Source organism: Microbacterium sp. (assembly GCF_030149085.1).
Classification (GTDB): Bacteria; Actinomycetota; Actinomycetes; order Actinomycetales; family Microbacteriaceae; genus Microbacterium.
This window is the reverse complement of record NZ_JASBSF010000214.1, coordinates 1-18,211: the sequence shown is the minus strand read 5'-3', so window position 1 is coordinate 18,211 and position 18,211 is coordinate 1. Positions and strand designations below refer to the sequence as shown.

Annotated in this window: 19 protein-coding genes; 15 read left to right on the top strand and 4 right to left on the bottom strand. The window is 68.4% G+C overall.

Going from position 1 to position 18,211, the window contains the following annotated elements:
• The 3 genes from rpsI to Q1V87_RS08635 all read left to right on the top strand — a co-directional run.
• Positions 1–459, top strand: a 459-nt coding sequence (rpsI, locus tag Q1V87_RS08645) for a 30S ribosomal protein S9 (protein WP_300591727.1), incomplete at its 5' end; no start/stop codon positions are given.
• A 20-nt stretch (positions 460–479) separates the two neighbouring features.
• On the top strand, positions 480–1,844 hold the full coding sequence (glmM, locus tag Q1V87_RS08640) for a phosphoglucosamine mutase (RefSeq protein WP_300591725.1): 1,365 nt from the start codon (positions 480–482) through the stop codon (positions 1,842–1,844).
• Positions 1,845–2,232: 388 nt separating this feature from the next.
• Entirely contained in the window at positions 2,233–2,583 is a 351-nt protein-coding gene (locus Q1V87_RS08635; protein WP_300591723.1) for a hypothetical protein, read from the top strand.
• On the opposite strand, the gene Q1V87_RS08630 is transcribed toward Q1V87_RS08635, so the two are convergent.
• Positions 2,556–3,488, bottom strand: a complete 933-nt coding sequence (locus Q1V87_RS08630; protein ID WP_300591721.1) for a Ppx/GppA phosphatase family protein — start codon at positions 3,486–3,488, stop codon at positions 2,556–2,558. The genes Q1V87_RS08635 and Q1V87_RS08630 overlap by 28 nt on opposite strands.
• A gap of 145 nt (positions 3,489–3,633) precedes the next feature.
• Complete coding sequence (locus tag Q1V87_RS08625; RefSeq protein ID WP_292729298.1) at positions 3,634–4,284, bottom strand: YdcF family protein; 651 nt, start codon at positions 4,282–4,284, stop codon at positions 3,634–3,636.
• A 74-nt stretch (positions 4,285–4,358) separates the two neighbouring features.
• Between Q1V87_RS08625 and coaA the strand changes: the two genes are divergently transcribed.
• From coaA to Q1V87_RS08575, 10 genes are all read left to right on the top strand, one after another.
• Complete coding sequence (gene coaA, locus Q1V87_RS08620; protein WP_300591719.1) at positions 4,359–5,321, top strand: type I pantothenate kinase; 963 nt, start codon at positions 4,359–4,361, stop codon at positions 5,319–5,321.
• 156 nt (positions 5,322–5,477) lie between these two features.
• Positions 5,478–6,800 (top strand): hypothetical protein, encoded by a 1,323-nt coding sequence (locus Q1V87_RS08615; protein WP_300591717.1) that lies wholly within the window; start codon positions 5,478–5,480, stop codon positions 6,798–6,800.
• Between the two features lie 98 nt (positions 6,801–6,898).
• Entirely contained in the window at positions 6,899–8,752 is a 1,854-nt protein-coding gene (glmS, locus tag Q1V87_RS08610) for a glutamine--fructose-6-phosphate transaminase (isomerizing) (protein WP_300591715.1), read from the top strand.
• Between the two features lie 170 nt (positions 8,753–8,922).
• Positions 8,923–9,309, top strand: a complete 387-nt coding sequence (locus tag Q1V87_RS08605; protein WP_300591713.1) for a holo-ACP synthase — start codon at positions 8,923–8,925, stop codon at positions 9,307–9,309.
• Entirely contained in the window at positions 9,306–10,445 is a 1,140-nt protein-coding gene (alr, locus tag Q1V87_RS08600) for an alanine racemase (RefSeq protein WP_300591711.1), read from the top strand. Before Q1V87_RS08605 ends, alr begins: the two co-directional genes overlap by 4 nt.
• On the top strand, positions 10,442–10,948 hold the full coding sequence (tsaE, locus tag Q1V87_RS08595) for a tRNA (adenosine(37)-N6)-threonylcarbamoyltransferase complex ATPase subunit type 1 TsaE (protein WP_300591709.1): 507 nt from the start codon (positions 10,442–10,444) through the stop codon (positions 10,946–10,948). Before alr ends, tsaE begins: the two co-directional genes overlap by 4 nt.
• 157 nt (positions 10,949–11,105) lie before the next feature.
• On the top strand, positions 11,106–11,801 hold the full coding sequence (tsaB, locus tag Q1V87_RS08590) for a tRNA (adenosine(37)-N6)-threonylcarbamoyltransferase complex dimerization subunit type 1 TsaB (RefSeq protein WP_300591707.1): 696 nt from the start codon (positions 11,106–11,108) through the stop codon (positions 11,799–11,801).
• Positions 11,798–12,316 (top strand): ribosomal protein S18-alanine N-acetyltransferase, encoded by a 519-nt coding sequence (gene rimI, locus Q1V87_RS08585; RefSeq protein ID WP_300591705.1) that lies wholly within the window; start codon positions 11,798–11,800, stop codon positions 12,314–12,316. The genes tsaB and rimI overlap by 4 nt, the downstream gene beginning before the upstream one ends.
• Positions 12,313–13,413: a tRNA (adenosine(37)-N6)-threonylcarbamoyltransferase complex transferase subunit TsaD gene (gene tsaD, locus Q1V87_RS08580; protein ID WP_300591703.1), complete on the top strand. Its 1,101-nt coding sequence runs from the start codon at positions 12,313–12,315 to the stop codon at positions 13,411–13,413. Before rimI ends, tsaD begins: the two co-directional genes overlap by 4 nt.
• Positions 13,410–13,778, top strand: a complete 369-nt coding sequence (locus Q1V87_RS08575; RefSeq protein ID WP_292709848.1) for a hypothetical protein — start codon at positions 13,410–13,412, stop codon at positions 13,776–13,778. Before tsaD ends, Q1V87_RS08575 begins: the two co-directional genes overlap by 4 nt.
• A gap of 20 nt (positions 13,779–13,798) precedes the next feature.
• Here the strand turns inward: Q1V87_RS08575 and Q1V87_RS08570 are convergent, their stop codons facing one another.
• A complete protein-coding gene (locus Q1V87_RS08570; RefSeq protein WP_300591701.1) occupies positions 13,799–14,992 on the bottom strand; it encodes a class I SAM-dependent methyltransferase in 1,194 nt (397 codons plus the stop codon).
• 133 nt (positions 14,993–15,125) lie between these two features.
• The gene (locus Q1V87_RS08565; protein ID WP_300591699.1) at positions 15,126–16,454 is read right to left on the bottom strand and encodes a PHB depolymerase family esterase; all 1,329 of its coding nucleotides are present in this window, start codon (positions 16,452–16,454) and stop codon (positions 15,126–15,128) included.
• 350 nt (positions 16,455–16,804) lie between these two features.
• On the opposite strand from Q1V87_RS08565, the gene groES reads away from it, so the two are divergent.
• A complete protein-coding gene (groES, locus tag Q1V87_RS08560) occupies positions 16,805–17,101 on the top strand; it encodes a co-chaperone GroES (RefSeq protein WP_228177199.1) in 297 nt (98 codons plus the stop codon).
• 279 nt (positions 17,102–17,380) lie between these two features.
• Positions 17,381–18,211 (top strand): EamA family transporter RarD (gene rarD / locus Q1V87_RS08555; RefSeq protein ID WP_300591729.1); only part of this gene is annotated, 831 nt, incomplete at its 3' end.

Here is an 18,211-nt window from a genome sequence, read left to right as displayed (position 1 = left end):
GAGCCCACCAGCTACACCACCGAATCCGCCGTCGACGTCGAGGCTGTCGAGGCTGCGCGCCCCGTACTCAACGTTCCCGGCGCAGCAGTGGGCCGCCGCAAGGAAGCCATCGCGCGCGTGCGCCTGGTTCCCGGTACCGGCACCATCACCGTCAACGGCCGCGCGTTCGAGAACTACTTCCCGAACAAGCTGCACCAGCAGCTCGTGACCGACCCCTTCACCCTGCTGAACCTCACCGGCGCCTACGACGTCATCGCCCGCATCCAGGGTGGCGGCCCCTCGGGCCAGGCAGGTGCGCTGCGCCTGGGCATCGCCCGTGCGCTCAACGAGATCGACGCCGAGAACAACCGCCCGGCACTCAAGAAGGCCGGCTTCCTCTCACGCGACGCTCGCGTGAAGGAGCGCAAGAAGGCCGGTCTCAAGAAGGCGCGCAAGGCTCCGCAGTACTCGAAGCGTTAATCGCTTCGCCACCGCGCACCATGCCGCTGTTCGGCACGGACGGCGTACGAGGGCTTGCCAACGGCATCCTCACCGCCGATCTCGCGTTGTCCTTGGCCCAGGCGACCGCTGTCGTCCTGGGCCAAGGACGCACCGCTGACGCCCGCCGTGCCGCGGGCAAGCGGCTCACCGCCGTCGTCGCGCGCGACCCGCGCGTCTCGGGGGAGTTCCTCGTCGCCGCCGTTTCGGCGGGACTCGCCTCCTCGGGCGTCGACGTGCTCGACGCCGGCGTCCTTCCGACGCCCGCCCTGGCCTACCTCGTCGGCGATCATGACGCCGACTTCGGGGTCATGGTGTCGGCATCCCACAACCCCGCTCCCGACAACGGCATCAAGATCTTCGCTCGCGGCGGCGTGAAGCTGCCCGACGTCGTCGAGGCGCGCATCGAGGCCGCCATGAGCGGCGAAAAGCTGCAGCCGACCGGCGCAGGCGTCGGCCGGATCACGCGCTTCTCCGATGCCGAGGACCGCTACGTCCTTCACCTGCTGCAGTCCCTGCCGCACCGGCTCGAAGGCCTTCACGTTGTGCTCGACTGCGCGCACGGCGCGGCATCCGGCGTCTCACCGCAGACGTTCTCGGATGCCGGCGCACGCGTGACGGTCATCGGCGCCGATCCCGACGGACTGAACATCAACGACGGCGTCGGCTCGACACACCTCGACCAGCTTGCGGCAGCTGTCGTCGCGCACGGCGCCGACCTCGGCATCGCGCACGACGGCGACGCCGACCGGTGCCTTGCCGTGGACGCTGCCGGCCAGGTCATCGACGGCGATCAGATCATGGCTATCCTCGCCGTCGCGCTCAAAGACCGTGGGGAGCTCACCGACGACACTCTCGTCGCCACGGTCATGAGCAACCTCGGCCTGCATCGCGCGATGGCCGATCACGGCATCCGTGTCGAACAGACCGCCGTCGGCGACCGGTACGTGCTGGAGCGCATGAACGAGGGCGGTTTCGCCCTCGGCGGCGAGCAGTCCGGACACGTCATCATGTCTCGGTTCGCCACCACCGGCGACGGCCTGCTGACGGGGCTGCACCTCATGTCGGAGATGGCCCGGACCGGGCTGACGCTTGCCGAGCTCGCGTCGATCATGACCGTCTACCCCCAGGTGCTCGTGAACGTGCAGGGCGTCGACCGGTCGCTGGTTGCGACCGACGAGGGCGTGCAGGATGCGGTCGCTGCGGCATCCACAGCGCTCGGGGACTCGGGCCGCGTTCTGCTGCGCCCCTCGGGCACGGAGCCCCTCGTGCGCGTCATGGTCGAGGCCGCCGACGCCGAAACCGCCCACGCTCACGCCGAGGCCCTCGCGGGCGTGGTGCGCGAACGGCTCAGTCTTCCCGTCTGAGCCGCCCCTCCAGGCATCCGTTCGGCGGCATCCCTCGCCGGCTCGGCGCGTGGCTAACTCCTCAGATCAGTTATGTGAACGGTGCAACCGCGGCGTGATCTGGCTCACACTCCGTCGTCTTTGAGGAGTTAGCCACCGAGAGGCCGCGCGAACTTTCGTGCGCGCGTCGTCGCGGGCATGGGAGCGCTCACAGGCATGCGGCGCATGGGTTCGCGAGATTCGCGCCCACCGCCCCGCGCTCTATCGATGGGAGAAGCTGGGATTTTCCTAGCACCTCGTCGCGCACTACGCGCTCGACGAGACGAGCGGCACGGTAGCCGCCGATAGCTCGGGCAACGGCCACGACGCCGCCTACATCGGCTAACCGACGCTCCTCGGCGCGGAGGGTGTGACACTCGACGGCACCGACGACTACGTCGACCTTCCCGACAACCTCATCGCCGGGCTCGACTCGGTGACCGTCGCAATGGACGTCATCGTCTCGCCCTCGCAGAGCGGCAACTACTTCATCTGGGGATTCGGGAACACCGCGGGCGACGGCTACCTCTATTCGACCGGGAACAACTACCGGGGAGGCATCGCCACGGGCAACTGGACCACGCACGTCCTGGCCGACGCGCCGGCGCCCACGGACCAGCACCGGCGCGCCGAGCACGATCTGCGCTGTTGCATCATCGACGGTGGTGCCGAACTGTCGCGGCAGGTGCCCGATCAGCCCCAGCCCATGGACTCGATGTAGCGGAGCAGCACGCCCTCGCGCAGGGCCCACGGGCTCACCTCGAGCTCTTCGACATCCATCGCGCGCATCGCCTCGTGAAGCACAACCGCACCCGCGACGATCTGGAAGGTCCGATCCGCGGTGATTCCGGGCAGTTCCTGGCGAGCGGATGCCGGAATGCGCGCCAAGCGCGGGATCCACGACCCGAGCGCAGCGCGGGGGAGCATCATCCGTTCGCTGCCCGACCACCCGGGCATCGGGTAGCCGACGAGTTTGGCCAGCGACCGGATCGCCTTGGATGAGCCGACGGTGTGATCAGGTCGGGGGAGCGCACCGAAAGTCTTGGTCAGCGGCTTGAGCGTCTGGCGGGCGTGTGCTCGAAGACGATCGACGGCCTCCTCGCCGGGCGGGTCATCCGGCAGGTAGGCGATCGTCATGCGGCCAGCGCCGAGGGGCACGGATGCCGCTTCATCCGGGAGCTCGTCGCTTCCCGCCGCGATCTCCAGAGACCCGCCGCCGATGTCGAAGAGCAGGATCTGGCCGGCCGACCAGCCGAACCACCGCCGCACCGCGAGGAACGTGAACCGGGCCTCCGAGACGCCCCCGAGAACCTGGAGCGGTTGGCCGAGCGCTGCCTCGATTCGCGCGATCACCTCGGTTCCGTTGGTGGCCTCGCGCACCGCGGAGGTCGCCGTCGCGAGGAACTCGTCGACCTTCTCGCGTTCGGCGACCACGCGGGCTTGTGACACGGCATCCACCAGCGCGGCGATCCCCTCCTCGCTGATCGCGCCGTCGGGCGTGACGTACCTCATCAGGCGCAACACGGATCGATGGCTCGTGGAGGCGAGTGGGCGGCCGCCGGGGTGAGCGTCGGCGACGAGAAGATGGACGGTATTGGAGCCGATGTCGAGGACGCCCAGACGCACGGGGGTCAGCTTATCGGTGGCTCGGGTAGGCACCCGCGCCCGGTCGTTGTCGTGCCGATTGCAGGATGAACGCCGTGGCCAGTGGCTCAGGTGCGCCACGAATGACGATCGCGCCTGCGTTCGGCCCGGCGCGTCAGACGAGCCCTCAGGGCAGGGCGTCGGAGGGCGGTGCCGCACAACCGACGATCCACGCCTTCGCGAAGGCGGCAGTCTGATAGGCGTAGTTGTAGATCCAGCGCGACAGGTTCAGGCTCTCGTCGACGGGGATCACGGTGACGTCGGCATCCGCGCACGCGCCGAAAATGTAGCGCGTACGCAGCACGTGCGGCGTGTAGGTCAACACGATGACGCTCTCATCGTCGGTCGCATAGGCGTCGAGCATCGCTGCTTCCCCCCGCGTCGTGAACGGGTCGGGAGTGCGACAGGTCACATAAGCCCGCCAGCAGTAGGCGAGTTCATCCGCCGAGTCCGGCCCCGATGCCGGCACTGACACCAGGACCTCGTCAGCGATTCCCTGATCGCGCAGGCTCTCGGCATCCGCGATGCGGGTCGCAGTCGGTGGGCCGATCACATAGAGAAGGTCGGCTTTGGGCGCCGCGGGAACTGCCGGGAAGACATACAGGGGAAGCCCGATCACGGCGACCAGAGCGATGATCGCCAGGATGCCGAGAGCGCCGCGGCGCGCCCATCGCGTTCGAGTGAGCATCGACTCGTCGTCCACGCGTGCATCCTCCGTCTCCTCGTGCGGCGACCACAGCGTCGACGTGCTCCGACGAGCGACAGTGTAGTGAGCCATCCAGGACAACTCGGCTGAGGGAAGGACAACTCGCGTGAGGGAGGGACAACTCGCATGGGGGTTACGATGGCCCCGTGCCCAGCGATGCCGCAGCCCTCGACGCCCGCGAGCAACTCAACCCGCAGCTCTACCGTGAGATCCTGCGCCCCGAGTGGGCGAGGCTCGCTGCCGACATGCGTCAGCCGCTCACCGAAACCGAGATCGTGTCGCTTCGCGGCCTTGGGGATCGCCTCGACCTCGACGAAGTGCGCGAGGTGTACCTCCCGCTCAGTCGCCTCCTGAGCCTGTACGCGGGCGCAACCCGGCGGATCGGAGCCGACACCAGCGCGTTCCTGCAGGAAAACGACTCGACCACCCCGTTCGTGGTCGGCGTCGCCGGATCAGTCGCCGTCGGCAAGTCCACCATCGCGCGCCTGCTGCGCGAGCTCATGAGCCGCTGGCTCGACACCCCGCGCGTCGAGCTCGTGACCACCGACGGCTTCCTCTACCCCAACGCGGAGCTCGAGCGCCGCGGCATCATGCACCGCAAGGGCTTCCCCGAGTCCTACGACCGGCGCGCGCTCGTACAGTTCCTCACCGACGTCAAGAGTGGGGCGCCCGAGGTCCGCGCTCCCTTCTACTCCCACATGAAATACGACATCGTCCCGGATGCCGTCATCACGGTTCGCCGGCCGGATGTCGTGATCGTCGAGGGACTGAACGTGCTGCAACCGCCGCCGTCGCCGAACGAGGTGGCGGTCAGTGACCTGTTCGATTTCTCGATCTATGTCGACGCCGATCCCGAACACATCACGCAGTGGTTCGTCGACCGGTTCCTCGCACTCAAACACGGCGCATTCGCCGATCCCGGATCGTTCTTCAACGTCTTCTCGGATCTCACCGATGAGACGGCGGTTGAGACTGCCCTGGGATTCTGGAACGAGATCAACTTGCCCAACCTGATCGAGAACGTCCTTCCGACCAGGCATCGGGCAACCCTCGTGCTGCAGAAGGCTGCCAATCACGCGGTCGACCGCGTGCTGCTACGCAAGGTCTAGAAGCGCGATCAGCGCCCGCCGTCGGCCCTGATCGGCGGCATTCTCCAATCGCCGAGGCGTGGGAGCGATCCCAACGTGCGCGCGGCATCACTGATATCGCGACACGCCGATGGTCATGGTAGAGATATTTCATGCGGGGTGGTCATCGGGGGCCGTATGAAAGCTCTGCTCCCTAACCGGCGTGGGCGCTTCTTCGGCGTGACGTTCCTGTCAGCGATTGCGGCAGGGGCGATGATCGGCGTGCCTTCCATCGCCTGGGCCACGCCGGCCGACCTGGCTGGTTCCGCGGCATCCGGCTCGCCCGTCACGACTGTTCCATCGGGCTCATCGAGTGTCGATGGCGTGGATGCGGCGTCTTGCCTCGCGGAGGTGTCACCCCACCTCGTGCGGCTCACCGGCTCCGATGAGGACCCCGTGCGAAACCCCGTCCTGCTCGTGCACGGGTGGCTCAGTACCGCGATGCCCGAGGCGGAGGTGGGGCCCCGACCGGTCACGACGAGCACGGGTATCGCGAATTCTCCCTTCTCCAGGCCCGTCGAGTGGTCGTCGGGCGGTGACCCCGCGGTGGATTTGCGCTCGCTGCAGGAGCGACTATCCGAACTGCCCGACACCTCTGTCTTCGCCTTCGACTATTCGTCCATGGCTGCACTGTGGGTGGGGCACACCGCGATAGCTCCCGCCCTCGCGGGAGCTATCGACTGTCTCGCGGCGGTGTCTGGCGACACCGTCGACATCGTCGCGCACTCGATGGGTGGGCTCGCACTTCGCTATGCCCTCGGGGGCTCGAACGAGGGGGTGACGTCGCACGTCGGCCAGGTCATCACCGTGGCGACCCCCAACGAGGGCTCGCAGGTCGCGTCAGCGGTGTCGATCCTCGGGGATGCGACAGAGTCCCTGTTTTCGTCGGCGTCGGTTCTCGCTCAAATCGCGTTGCCGGCAATCGTCGGAATCTGCAATCGCGAGATGGAGTCGGATGCGCGCGTCGGATGTGACATTCCGCCGAGCGCGCGGACCGTCTTTGCCGTCGCGGGTGACGGCGGTCAGGCACTTCGGGCGGGTTCTGCAGAGCTGTCGAGTGTGCCTGAGTGGCCGAGCAGTCTGAACGTCCACGCGATTGCCGGCGACTACCGTATCCACCTCACGGCGGGAATCGTGCCCCCCGAGATCTTCACAGCGCTGCGCGACGCCGCGGGGGTCTTCGGGCTGGAGCTAGCACCCGTTCTCGACGAGGAGATCGAGGCGGGGGACGGCATCGTGGAGGTCAGTTCAGCGACCGCGGATGCCGACTCGAGCTTCATCGCGCGCTGCGACGTGACCGTCGACCTCACGACGACAGAAGGGTCGGCGACGTTCGGTGATCTCACCGAGCAATTCGGTGGGATCCCGCCGCTTGCAGGTCCGTGCGCGCACGATCGCCTGTTCGAGAATGACGACGTCGCGCGGGATATCGTCGCGACCCTCGGGGCGTCCCGCGGGTAGTGCTGTCGAGACGCTCGGCGCGTCCCGTGTCGGGTGCTGTCGCGTATTCCCGGCGGCAGCGCAGGATGAGCGCATCCGCGCCCCGTAGCATGTGTGGAATGTGTGGAATCGTCGGATATGTCGGGCCGCGTGAGAGCCAGCCCATCCTCATCGCTGGGCTCTCGCGGCTGGAATACCGCGGCTACGACTCCGCAGGGATCGCCGTCATTGACGGTGACGGCAACCTCGGGATGCGCAAGCACGCGGGCAAGCTCAGCGTGCTGCGCAAAGATCTGGACGAGCATCCTCTCGCCGCCGGGACGACCGGGATCGGCCACACGCGCTGGGCGACCCACGGTGGCCCCACTGACGCCAACGCGCACCCGCATCTCGCCGACGACGACAAGCTCGCGCTGATCCACAACGGCATCATCGAGAACTTTGCCTCGATCAAGAACGAGCTGCGCGAGGAGGGCTTCGAGTTCCGCAGCGAAACCGACACCGAGGTTGCGGCGGTGCTGCTCGGCCGCGAGTATCGCGCGCACGGCGGCGACCTCGTCGCGGCGTTCCGCTCGGTAGTCCGCCGCCTCGACGGTGCCTTCACGCTTCTCGCGATGCACCGTGACAACCCCGGCCTCGTGGTCGGCGCTCGGCGCAACTCGCCGCTGGTAATCGGACTCGGTGAGGGCGAGAACTTCCTCGCATCCGACGTCGCCGCCTTCGTCGAGCACACGCGTCAGGCTCTCGCGATCGGCCAGGACGAGATCGTCGCGATCACCCCCGACGGCGTCGAGGTGACCGACTTCGACGGCAACCCTGTCGGTGTCGAACCCTTCGAGGTGCTGTGGGATGCCGCCGCCGCCGACAAGGGCGGATGGTCGTCGTTCATGGCCAAGGAGGTATCGGAGGAGCCCGAAGCGGTCGCTAACACGGTGCGGGGCCGCATCCGTGACGGGGTCGTGTCGATCCCCGAACTCGACGGCCTCGACGACCTGTTCGCGGGCATCACCCGTGTCATCGTGGTGGCCTGCGGCACCGCGGCCTATGCGGGGATGGTCGGCAAGTACGCCATCGAGCAGTGGGCGCGGGTGCCCGCCGATGTCGAGCTCGCCCACGAGTTCCGCTACCGCGACCCGGTCATCGGGGCCGACACGCTCGTCGTCTCGATCAGCCAGTCCGGCGAGACGATGGACACGCTCATGGCGGTCAAGTACGCCCGCGAGCGGGGGGCGAAGACGCTTTCGATCTGTAACACGCAGGGGGCGACGATCCCGCGCGAGTCCGACGCGATCGTCTACACGCACGCGGGCCCCGAGGTCGCCGTAGCCTCGACCAAGGCGTTCGTCGCGCAGATCACGGCGCTCTACCTCCTCGCCCTGCACATCTCGCACGTGCGCGGGACCCTCAGCGACACCGAGATTCGCCAGCAGGTCCTCGAGCTCGAAACCGTGCCCGAGAAGATCGCGCGGGTGCTCGAGGGCGAGCAGGAGCACATCGAGCAGTTCGCGCGCTGGATGGGTGACACGCAGTCGGTACTCTTCCTCGGGCGTCACGTCGGCTATCCGATCGCGCTCGAGGGGGCGCTCAAGCTCAAGGAGATCTCCTACATCCACGCCGAGGGCTTCGCCGCCGGCGAGCTCAAGCACGGACCCATCGCCCTCATCGAGCCCGGTCAGCCGGTCTTCGTGATCGTGCCCTCGCCGCGTCACTCGCCGCTGCTGCACTCGAAGGTGGTCTCCAACATTCAGGAGATCCGCGCTCGCGGCGCCCGCATCATCGCTGTGGCAGAAGAGGGGGATGCCGCCGTGCTTCCCTACGCCGACGAAGTGCTGCGGATTCCACTCGCAGACCCGCTGTTCGAGCCGCTCCTGGCCGTCGTGCCGCTGCACATCTTCGCGATGGGCCTGGCCACGGCCAAGGGCCTTGACGTCGACCAGCCGCGCAACCTCGCAAAGTCCGTCACGGTCGAGTAGCGCCCCGGCGCGCTGTTTCGGTCGGACGAGGCAGCCTTGGTCGGATGCTGTGCGCTGAGGCATCCGACCAACGTCGATTGATCCGACGGATGCACGCCGCGCCGGTACCGGCCAGCGGTAGGGTGGCGGATGCTGCGGCATCCGTCACCGCCGCCCGCTGAGGAGAGTCCATGATCGTCGGGATCGGCGTCGACCTTGTCGACATCGAACGCTTCGAACGGACGATAGCGCGCACCCCGAAGCTGCTGGTGCGACTGTTTTCGCCCGCCGAACGGATGCTGAAACCGCGGTCGCTGGCGGCCAGGTACGCCGCGAAGGAAGCGCTCATCAAGGCGCTCGGCGGGTCGGACGGGGTGCACTGGACCGAGATCGAAGTCACGCCCGAGGCATCCGGTCGGCCGTGGTTCACACTCACGGGCTCGACGGCCAACGTCGTCGCCGCCCGATCGATCACGACCCTGCACCTGTCGATGTCTCATGACGCGCACCTGGCGACCGCCTACGTCATTGCGGAGTCAGCCCAGGAACGCCGCATCGCTGAGGAGGGAGTGGCATGAGCGTGATGCCCGGATCGAGATTGCCGGAGGGGATGCTGCGCGAGGCATCCGTCGACGTCGCTGCGATCGCTGCGAATGTACAGCACCTGCGACGGATGACGAACTCCGAGGTCATCGCGGTCGTAAAGGCCGATGGGTATGGCCATGGGGCGACGCGGTCGGCTGTCGCGGCGCTCGCGGGCGGTGCAACCCGGATCGGTGTCTCGGACATCACCGAGGCGCTCGCTCTGCGCCGCGCGGGCATCACAGCCCCGATCCTCGCCTGGCTGCACGCGCCCGGCACCTCGTTCCGCGAAGCTGCCGCAGCTGGCATCGAGCTCGGCATCTCGAGCTTCGACCAGTTGCAGCAGGCCTCTGCTGCGGCATCCGTCGACCGGCCCGTCGGGGTGCACCTGAAGCTCGAGACCGGACTCGGCCGAAACGGCATCGCCCCGGCCGATTACGGGGTCGTCTTCGCTGAAGCCGCGCGGCTCGAACGCATCGGCAAGCTGCGGGTGATCGGCCTGTTCAGCCACCTCTCGAACACGAGCGACGAGGACGACCGTGTGGCCCTACGGGTGTTTCTGGATGCCGTAGGCTCGGCCGCAGCGCTCGGCCTGGCGCCCCCGCTTCGCCACCTCGCCGCCACCCACGCCGCAATAGCCCTGCCCGAGGCCCGCCTCGGATGCGTGCGGCTGGGGATCGGGATCTACGGCCTGTCGCCGTTCGCGGATCGCAGTTCCGCCGACCTCGGCCTGCGACCCGCCATGACGCTGCGGGCAGCGGTTGCCGCGGTGCGCCGCGTGGATGCCGGGCACGGCGTCTCGTACGGGTACCAGCACCGCACCGAACGCGAGAGCACCCTCGCGCTCATCCCCATCGGGTACGCCGACGGGGTGCCGCGAAACGCCTCCGGGCGGGGGCCGGTGTGGATTGGCGGCAAGCCGTTCGCGGTGGCCGGCCGCATCGCCATGGACCAGTTCGTCGTCGATGTCGGCGACCACCCGGTCGCGGTGGGGGATGAGGCTGTGCTGTTCGGCGACCCCACGCTCGGTGTTCCTTCCGCTGACGACTGGGCGCGCGCCGCCGACACGATCAACTACGAGATCGTCACCCGGATCGGACCGCGCGTTCCCCGGCGGCAGGTGTCATCGTGAGCGGCCTGGACGCCCTCGTCGGCGAGCGCGAGATCACAAGCCCCGCTGACATGCACGCCCTCGGGGTGCAGATGGGACGGATGCTGCATCCGGGCGACCTCGTCGTGCTCACCGGTGTGCTCGGTGCCGGCAAGACGACCCTCACGCGCGGTATCGGCGAGGGACTCGGAGTACGGGGCCCGATCCAGAGCCCCACCTTCGTGCTTGCCCGCACGCACCCGTCGCTCGTGGGTGGGGCGCCGCTGGTGCACGTCGACGCTTACCGCTTGGGCTCTGCTGCGGAACTCGACGATCTCGACATCGACTACGACGGCTCGGTTGTCGTGGTCGAGTGGGGACGCGGCATGGTGGCGGGCCTGCGCGATCACTGGTGGGACGTCGAGATGCAGCGCGAATGGCACGGCACCGGCGTCGACACCGCCTGCGGCACCTATTCGCGGGCCACGGAAGACCTCGCCGCCGACGCACCGCGCCTGGTCAGCATCCGTCGCGAACCCTCCTGATCCGCGACGCTCCAGGGTGGGATCGGCTCGCACCGGTCTACCCGGGCCGAATGCAGGATGAATCGGGTGTTAGCCCCATCGAAAACGCCGGCAGCAGCGATTGAGCCTGCGAACGGTACGCAGCTGCTGGGTGCTCGGGCGCGGATACCCTGGAGGGGTGATTCTCGGCATCGATACCTCGGTCGGCACCGCAGTCGCGGTCGTCGAGGCCGATGGCGTGGTGCTCGCCGAAGCCTCGAGTGCGAACCCCCTCGGGCACGCCGAGGTCATCGGCGACCTGCTCCAGACTGTGCTCGGCACGGCGCGTGCTGACGCACCCCTCGGGCACGCCGGTGCTGGGACGCCCGGTGAACGCCCCGCAATCACGGCGATAGCCGCGGGCATGGGTCCTGGACCCTTCACTGGCCTGCGCGTCGGCATCGCCGCGGCCCGCACGTTCGCGCTCGGGCGCGGCGTCCCCGTGATCCCGGTGGTCAGCCACGACGCCGCAGCCCTCGGCATCCTGTTGGATCAGGCACTTCTCGGCGAGACGGATGCAGAACCCGGCCGCTTCGCGATCGTCACTGACGCCCGCCGCCGCGAGTTCGCCTACACGGTCTACGAGGGGATGGATGACGACGGCCTGCCGATCCGAGTCACCGAACCTGCCCTCACTCCACGCGACGAGATCGATACGGTGCTCGCCGGCTTCGGCGCCGAGCGGCGCGACACGACGGCGGTCTCGGCCGCAATGGTCGCGCTCGTCGCCGCGCGAGCGCTGGCGGCGGGGCGCGAGGTCGGGCCCCGGGACGCGCTGTACCTGCGCTCGCCGGATGTCACCCTCCCCGCCGGACCGAAGAAGGTGGGCGTATGAGCATCCGCCTCGCCACTGCCGACGACCTCGCCGCGATCATGGCGATCGAGCGGGCGTCGTTTCCGACAGACGCGTGGTCGGAGGCGATGATGGCCGGCGAACTCGTGTCGCCGCACGGCTCCTATCTCGTCGTGGAAGAAGCCGGTCGCATCATCGGCTACGGCGGCGTGCGCGCGGTGCGCGGGGCAGCGGATGCCGACATCCAGACCATCGCGCTCGATGCCACCGCGCGCGGTGCTGGGCGCGGACGGATGCTGCTCGCCGCGCTTCTTGAGCGCGCCCGCGAGGCCGGCTCGCGAACCGTGTTCCTTGAGGTGCGCGACGACAACCTGGTCGCCCAGGGCCTGTATCGGCGCGAGGGCTTCATCGAGACCGGGCGCCGCCCGCGGTACTACCAGCCCGACGACGTGGACGCGATCATCATGCAGCTCGACCTGGTCGGCTGGGACGCCGCGCGACGCGGGGCTAGCGGAAACGAGTCCGCGACCGTCGCATCCGCGGGAGTGTGCACGTGAGCGCCACCGAACCGCTCGTCCTCGGAATCGAGACCAGTTGCGACGAGACCGGCATCGGCATCGTGCGCGGGCGCACGCTGCTCTCGAACACGATCGCCTCGAGTATGGACGAACACGCTCGCTACGGCGGGGTCGTTCCCGAGGTGGCCGCGCGAGCCCACCTCGAAGCCCTGCAGCCGGCGATCGAGGCAGCGCTCGCCGAGGCGCAGGTACGGCTCGCCGACATCGACGCTGTGGCGGTGACGTCAGGGCCGGGGCTCGCGGGGGCGCTCATGGTCGGGGTGGGTGCCGCGAAGGCGCTCGCCGTTGCACTCGACAAGCCGCTCTACGCCGTCAACCACCTCGTGGGCCACATCGCCGCCGACCTTCTCGATGCTGACGCGGAGCCGCTGGAGTACCCGACGATCGCGCTGCTGGTCTCGGGTGGGCACACGTCGCTCCTGCTCGTGCGCGATCTCACGAGCGACGTCGAGTTGCTCGGCGAGACCGTGGATGACGCAGCCGGCGAGGCGTTTGACAAAATCGCCCGCATCCTCGGCCTGCCCTACCCGGGAGGACCCGAGATCGATCGGGCCGCGGCATCCGGGTCTGACGGCCTCGGCGGCACGCGCGCCGGAGACCCGAACGCAATCCGTTTCCCGCGGGGGCTTTCGCGCGCGAGCGACCTGGCCGAGCACCGGTACGACTTCTCGTTCTCGGGCCTGAAGACCGCCGTCGCACGCTGGGTCGAGCAGCAGGATGCCGCTGGCCAGCCCGTCTCGACAGCCGATGTCGCGGCATCCTTCCGCGAAGCTGTCGTCGACGTGCTCGTGACCAAGGCGCTCGCCGCGTGCGCTGACTACGGCGTGCCGCGGCTGCTGCTGGGCGGCGGGGTCATCGCGAACCGGCGGCTGCGCGAGGTCGCCCTCGAGCGCGCGGAGGCGGCAGGGGTGACCGTGCGGATTCCGCCGCTGTCGCTGTGCACCGATAATGGGGCGATGATCGCGGCGCTCGCCTCGGAACTGATCATGGCCGGGCGTACCCCGTCGACGATGGCCTTCGGTGCCGACTCGACGCTGCCGATCACCGACATCCAGGTCGCGGGGGAGGCGGGATGACTGATCGTTCTCGAGGGTTCTCACGGTTCCCGACGGCGCCGGTCGAGGTGCCGACAACCCTCAGTGGCCCCGACTTGTCGTCGGATCGTCCCGGATGGGAGCCGGATGCTGGACCGGTTGAAGCAACGAGCTTCGACCGCGGGTTCGCCGGTTGGGCCCTCGGGTTCGCGATCGTGGGTCTTGCCGTCTCGCTGTTCGTCGGATGGGGCTTTGTCATCGGGATCGTCGCGATCGTGGCGGGCATCATGGCGCTGCGGCATCCGCGCGACAGCAGGCGCGTCGCGGTGTGGGCGATCGTGCTCGCCGGCGTATCCATCCTCTACAGCGCCGGCTGGCTCCTCTACGCCTGGACCGTGCTGACCTGACCCTGGCCCGAGGCTAGGCATCAGGGGGCCGTCGGAACGCGGTCGGCGAGGATCGCGACGCGGGAACCCGCGATCCTCGTCATGATGAGGGTCGCCGACTCCTCACCTTTCAGCTTGAGACTCTGGCGCAGCGCCGCGGGGTCAATATCCAGCCCGCGCTTCTTGATCTCGAGGATGCCGATACCGCGCTCCTTCAGCGCCCGCGCAAGCTTCTTCGTGTCCGCCGGCAGCACCTCGCGCACCCGGAAGCTTTGCACGAACGGACTCGTCACCGCCTCATCACCGGTGAGGTACGCGATCTTCTCCGCCAGCATCCCCGCCCGCAGCGACCTCGCAACCTGTCCGATCAGGCGGGCGCGGATGACTGCCCCATCGGGTTCGTGGATGAACTCCCCGAGCGCGCGCACCGGTTCGTCCTCGCTGTCGGCGGGCGCCGTGAGCTCCGCGGCGTGCTGCCCCCGCAGGAGCAGCGCCGACCGTGTCACGCCCTCGCGCGCGAGCGCGCCCGACCACAGCACGAGCTCGATCGTCGATCCGTCGGCGCTGACCCACTGCGCCTCGTACCCGTCGGGGATGCGGTCGCGGTCGAGTCCCGGGCCGAGCTTGACGCCGCCCGGCATCCGGCCGGTGAGTTCGAACACCCACTCCAGCGACGGTGACCAGTCGTCGGTACGCGCGCGGCCCGTCTCGCCGGCCTCGCGCCGTGCCGGATCAAGCCAGACCGCCTCGACCCCGCTGAGGTCCTGGTCCTCGGCCAGGCCGTGGCGCACGGTGACGTCAGCGCCGAACGGCGCAAGATTCACGGTAGCGAGGGCCGCGGTCACCTCGTCGGCGTCGACGGCGTCGACACGGATGCCGAGGCTTGCCAACGCCAGCGCATCTCCGCCGATCCCGCAGCCGAGATCTGCGACGCGCTCGATCCCCGCGCGGCGGAACCGCCCGGCATGGTGGGCGGCAACCGACAGACGCGTCGCCTGTTCGAGACCGGCGCGAGTGAACAGCATCCGTGCCCCGAAGTCGCCGAACTTCGATCGCGCCCGCTCCCGAAGCCGCGCCTGGGTCACGACAGCCGACACCAGGTCGGGGGAGTGCCCGGCGCCGCGCAGCCGCGAGACGGTGCGCGCCACCTCGTCGCTGGAGGAGACGGGGCCGAGGCTGTTCAGCAGGTCGAGTCCTGCCGGGGTCAGCAGCGCCCGCACCTCGGCGATGTCCATCCATCCACCCTAGGCGCGGGCGCAGCCAACTCCTCAAACCCGCCCACGGAGTGAGGCCCGCGGGCGGGTTCTGCGGCTCTGATGCCCGACTCTTGAGGAGTTACCGACGCATGAGAGCGTCAGCGGGGCCACGTCAGCCGCAGCTGCTCACGAGATCCCACGAGGATGCCGATACGCGCTGCAGACTCGTCACGGTGGCATCGCCGAGGCCCAGGTAGTCCTGGGTTCCGATCGCGTAATAGGGGTTGTAGGGGTTGACCCCGTACGACGTGGCGCGGCCCGCTGCCTTGTGGGCGGCGTTGGTGGCGGTGACGCAGTCGCTCGGCGGGACTGTCGGCGTCGGCGTGACTGTCGGGGTCGGCGTCGGCGTGGACGTGGGCGTCGGTGTGGGTGTCGGCTCGCCTGACCGATCGACGCGGCGGTTGTTGTCGAAGAAGAACTCCGTCACGTAAGCCGGGTAGTCGATGCTGTTCGCGCTGATGTACGAGCCGCCAGATCCCGCGCCGGCCGGCCAGTTGTGGCCGAGTCCGGTGTTCTGGATGACGGAGACGCGCGGCCCCTCGGCATCCGAGTGAAGCGTTCCCGAGCCCGACGTGTTCGTTCCAGCAAGGCCCGACAGGCCGAAGCTCGAGGTCTGGTCGGCGTCGTAGATGTCGGCCATGATCTGCCCGTTCAGCGTGTTGTACCCGGGCGCAACTGTCGAGTCATTGCTGCCGTAGACGACCGAGGTCAGCTGCGTGTCGAATGACCCGGATGCCGAGCCGGCGAAGCCCGTGCACGTCGATACTCCCTGGTTCTTCGATACCGCGACCGACGAGATCTGACCCGAGGTGGTGCCCACCGTCGGTCCGGCGTTGATGCCGATCCCGGCGAACACGTCAGGCGCGAGGCATCCCATGACCATCGTCTGGCCACCGCCCGAAGAGAGTCCCGACACGTACACCTGGTCGGCGTCGATACCCAGGCTCGCGCGGGCGGTGAGCGTCGAGGCCAGCGAGAGCAGGTTGTCGTCGTGGCGCGACGGGGCGGTGCGCGAGTGGTTCGCGTCGTAGTAGTCCCAGCAGCCGAGGATCACACCGCCGTTCGGGGCATCCGGCAGCGCGACGACCATGCCGTACTCGTCAGCAGTCTGTGCCCAGTTGCCGGCGGACTGCAGGTCGGATGCCTTCTGTACGCATCCGTGGAGCGAGATCATCAGCGCGCGGCCGGCGGGAAGCGCGGCAGCCGTCGTCGGCGTGTATAGCCGCACCGACATCCCGGCGATCGTTTCGGTCGTCCAGGTGCCAGTGCCGCCGGTCGAGCCACCGCCAGATCCGCCGCCGTTGGTGCAGCCCGGCAGGGTCTCGAAACCCGGAGGGCAGGTGATCGCCTGGGCGGCGGGGGCTGCGGCCGCGAGTCCCGCCACCGCCAAGCCGGCCGCCAGGAGCGCGCCGAGTGCGCGCTGTCGAATACGAGAGATCATGCGTCATCCCTTCGTCGGCGCCCCGGCCATCGCCCCGGGCGCCATCGCGCGGTCGTCCCGGTCGGAGCACGGGCATCCCTCGTCAGTGAGCGGATGCCGAGGTGCGTCATCGCACGCGACTCACGGTAACTGAAAGATGATTCATATACCAGGTTAAGTCGTCGCGCATGGCAGGACTCTCATCGTGCAGGCGCGGCGAAGACGAAGAAGGTGAGAGAGCGTCAGCAGTTCGGCATCTGGATTGGCACTCGCGTTGCGTGAGTGCCAGAGCTTCAATACACTTGCGTTAGCACTCTCGGTGTGAGGTTGCTAACGAGTCTTGGTATCTCAAGGAAAGCAGAGGTAGACCCGTGTCGGTTTCCATCAAGCCGCTCGAGGACCGCATCGTCATCAAGCAGGTCGAGGCCGAGCAGACCACCTCGAGTGGTCTGGTCATCCCCGACACCGCGAAGGAGAAGCCCCAGGAGGGCGAGGTCGTCGCGGTCGGACCCGGTCGTATCGATGACAACGGCAACCGCGTTCCGCTCGACGTCGCCGTCGGTGACCGCGTCATCTACAGCAAGTACGGCGGGACCGAAGTGAAGTTCGGCGCTGACGAGTACCTGGTGCTCTCGGCCCGCGACGTGCTGGCGGTCGTCGTCCGCTGAGTCGACAACTCTTCGATGGGGCTCGGATGCTGCGGCATCCGGGCCCCGTCTGTTGTCGTGTCCGGGGACGCACGCCTGCGGGGCATGGCAGGAATCCACCGGGAGTCGGCCGTTGGGCTCTCTGCCTGCACGACAGACGCGCGCCGCAGTGTCGCTGGCGCGCCCTAGGCTGAGTGGGTGACGCGCGAATCGGTTCCGGGGGATGGGACTTCCGTACCCGCGACCGGTGACATCCCGGCATCCGGTGCCGCCGAGATCGCCGGGTCGGATGCCGCGCAGCTGGCCCAGGAAGCGCCGGCAGAGGCTGCACGCGAGCGGCTCGTCGGCGGCGTCTTCGCGTTCTCGGCGTACTTCCTCTGGGGATTCCTGCCGCTCTACTTCATCCTGCTGGCGCCGATCACCGGCTGGGAGCTGGTCGGCTGGCGCATCCTGCTCTCCCTCGTCTTCTGCATCTTCCTGCTCACCGTCATGCGCGCCTGGCGGCCGTTTCTCGCGATCGTGCGTCAGCCACGGCTGCTCGGCTGGACGGCGCTGGCCGGAGCTGTCATCTACGTCAACTGGCAGGTGTTCATCCTCGCGACCCTGTCGGGTCACGTCATCGAGACGAGCCTCGGCTACTTCATCAACCCGATCGCCACGGTGCTGCTGGGCGTACTCGTGCTGCGCGAGCGGCTGCGCTTGACGCAGTGGATCGCGATCGCGATCGCGGGCATCGCTGTCATCGTCACGATCGTTGGCTACGGCACGGTCCCGTGGGTGGCGCTGACGCTCGCGGCATCCTTCAGCATCTACGGCCTGATCAAGAAGCGGATCGGGCCCTCGGTGGATGCCGTCAGCGGCCTCACCCTCGAGTCGGCGTGGCTCACACCGCTCGCGATCGTGCTGCTGGTGGTCACGTCACTGACGACTGGTCTCTCCGTCGGAGCATACGGTTTCTGGCATGTTGTGCTGGTGAGTCTCGCGGGCGCCGCGACAGCCGTGCCGTTGCTGCTGTTCGCCGCCGGAGCTCGACGTGTGCCGCTCACCGTCGTCGGACTGCTGCAGTTCATCGCCCCGATCATGCAGTTCATCACGGGGGCCTGGATCCTCGGTGAGCCGATGCCTCCGGAG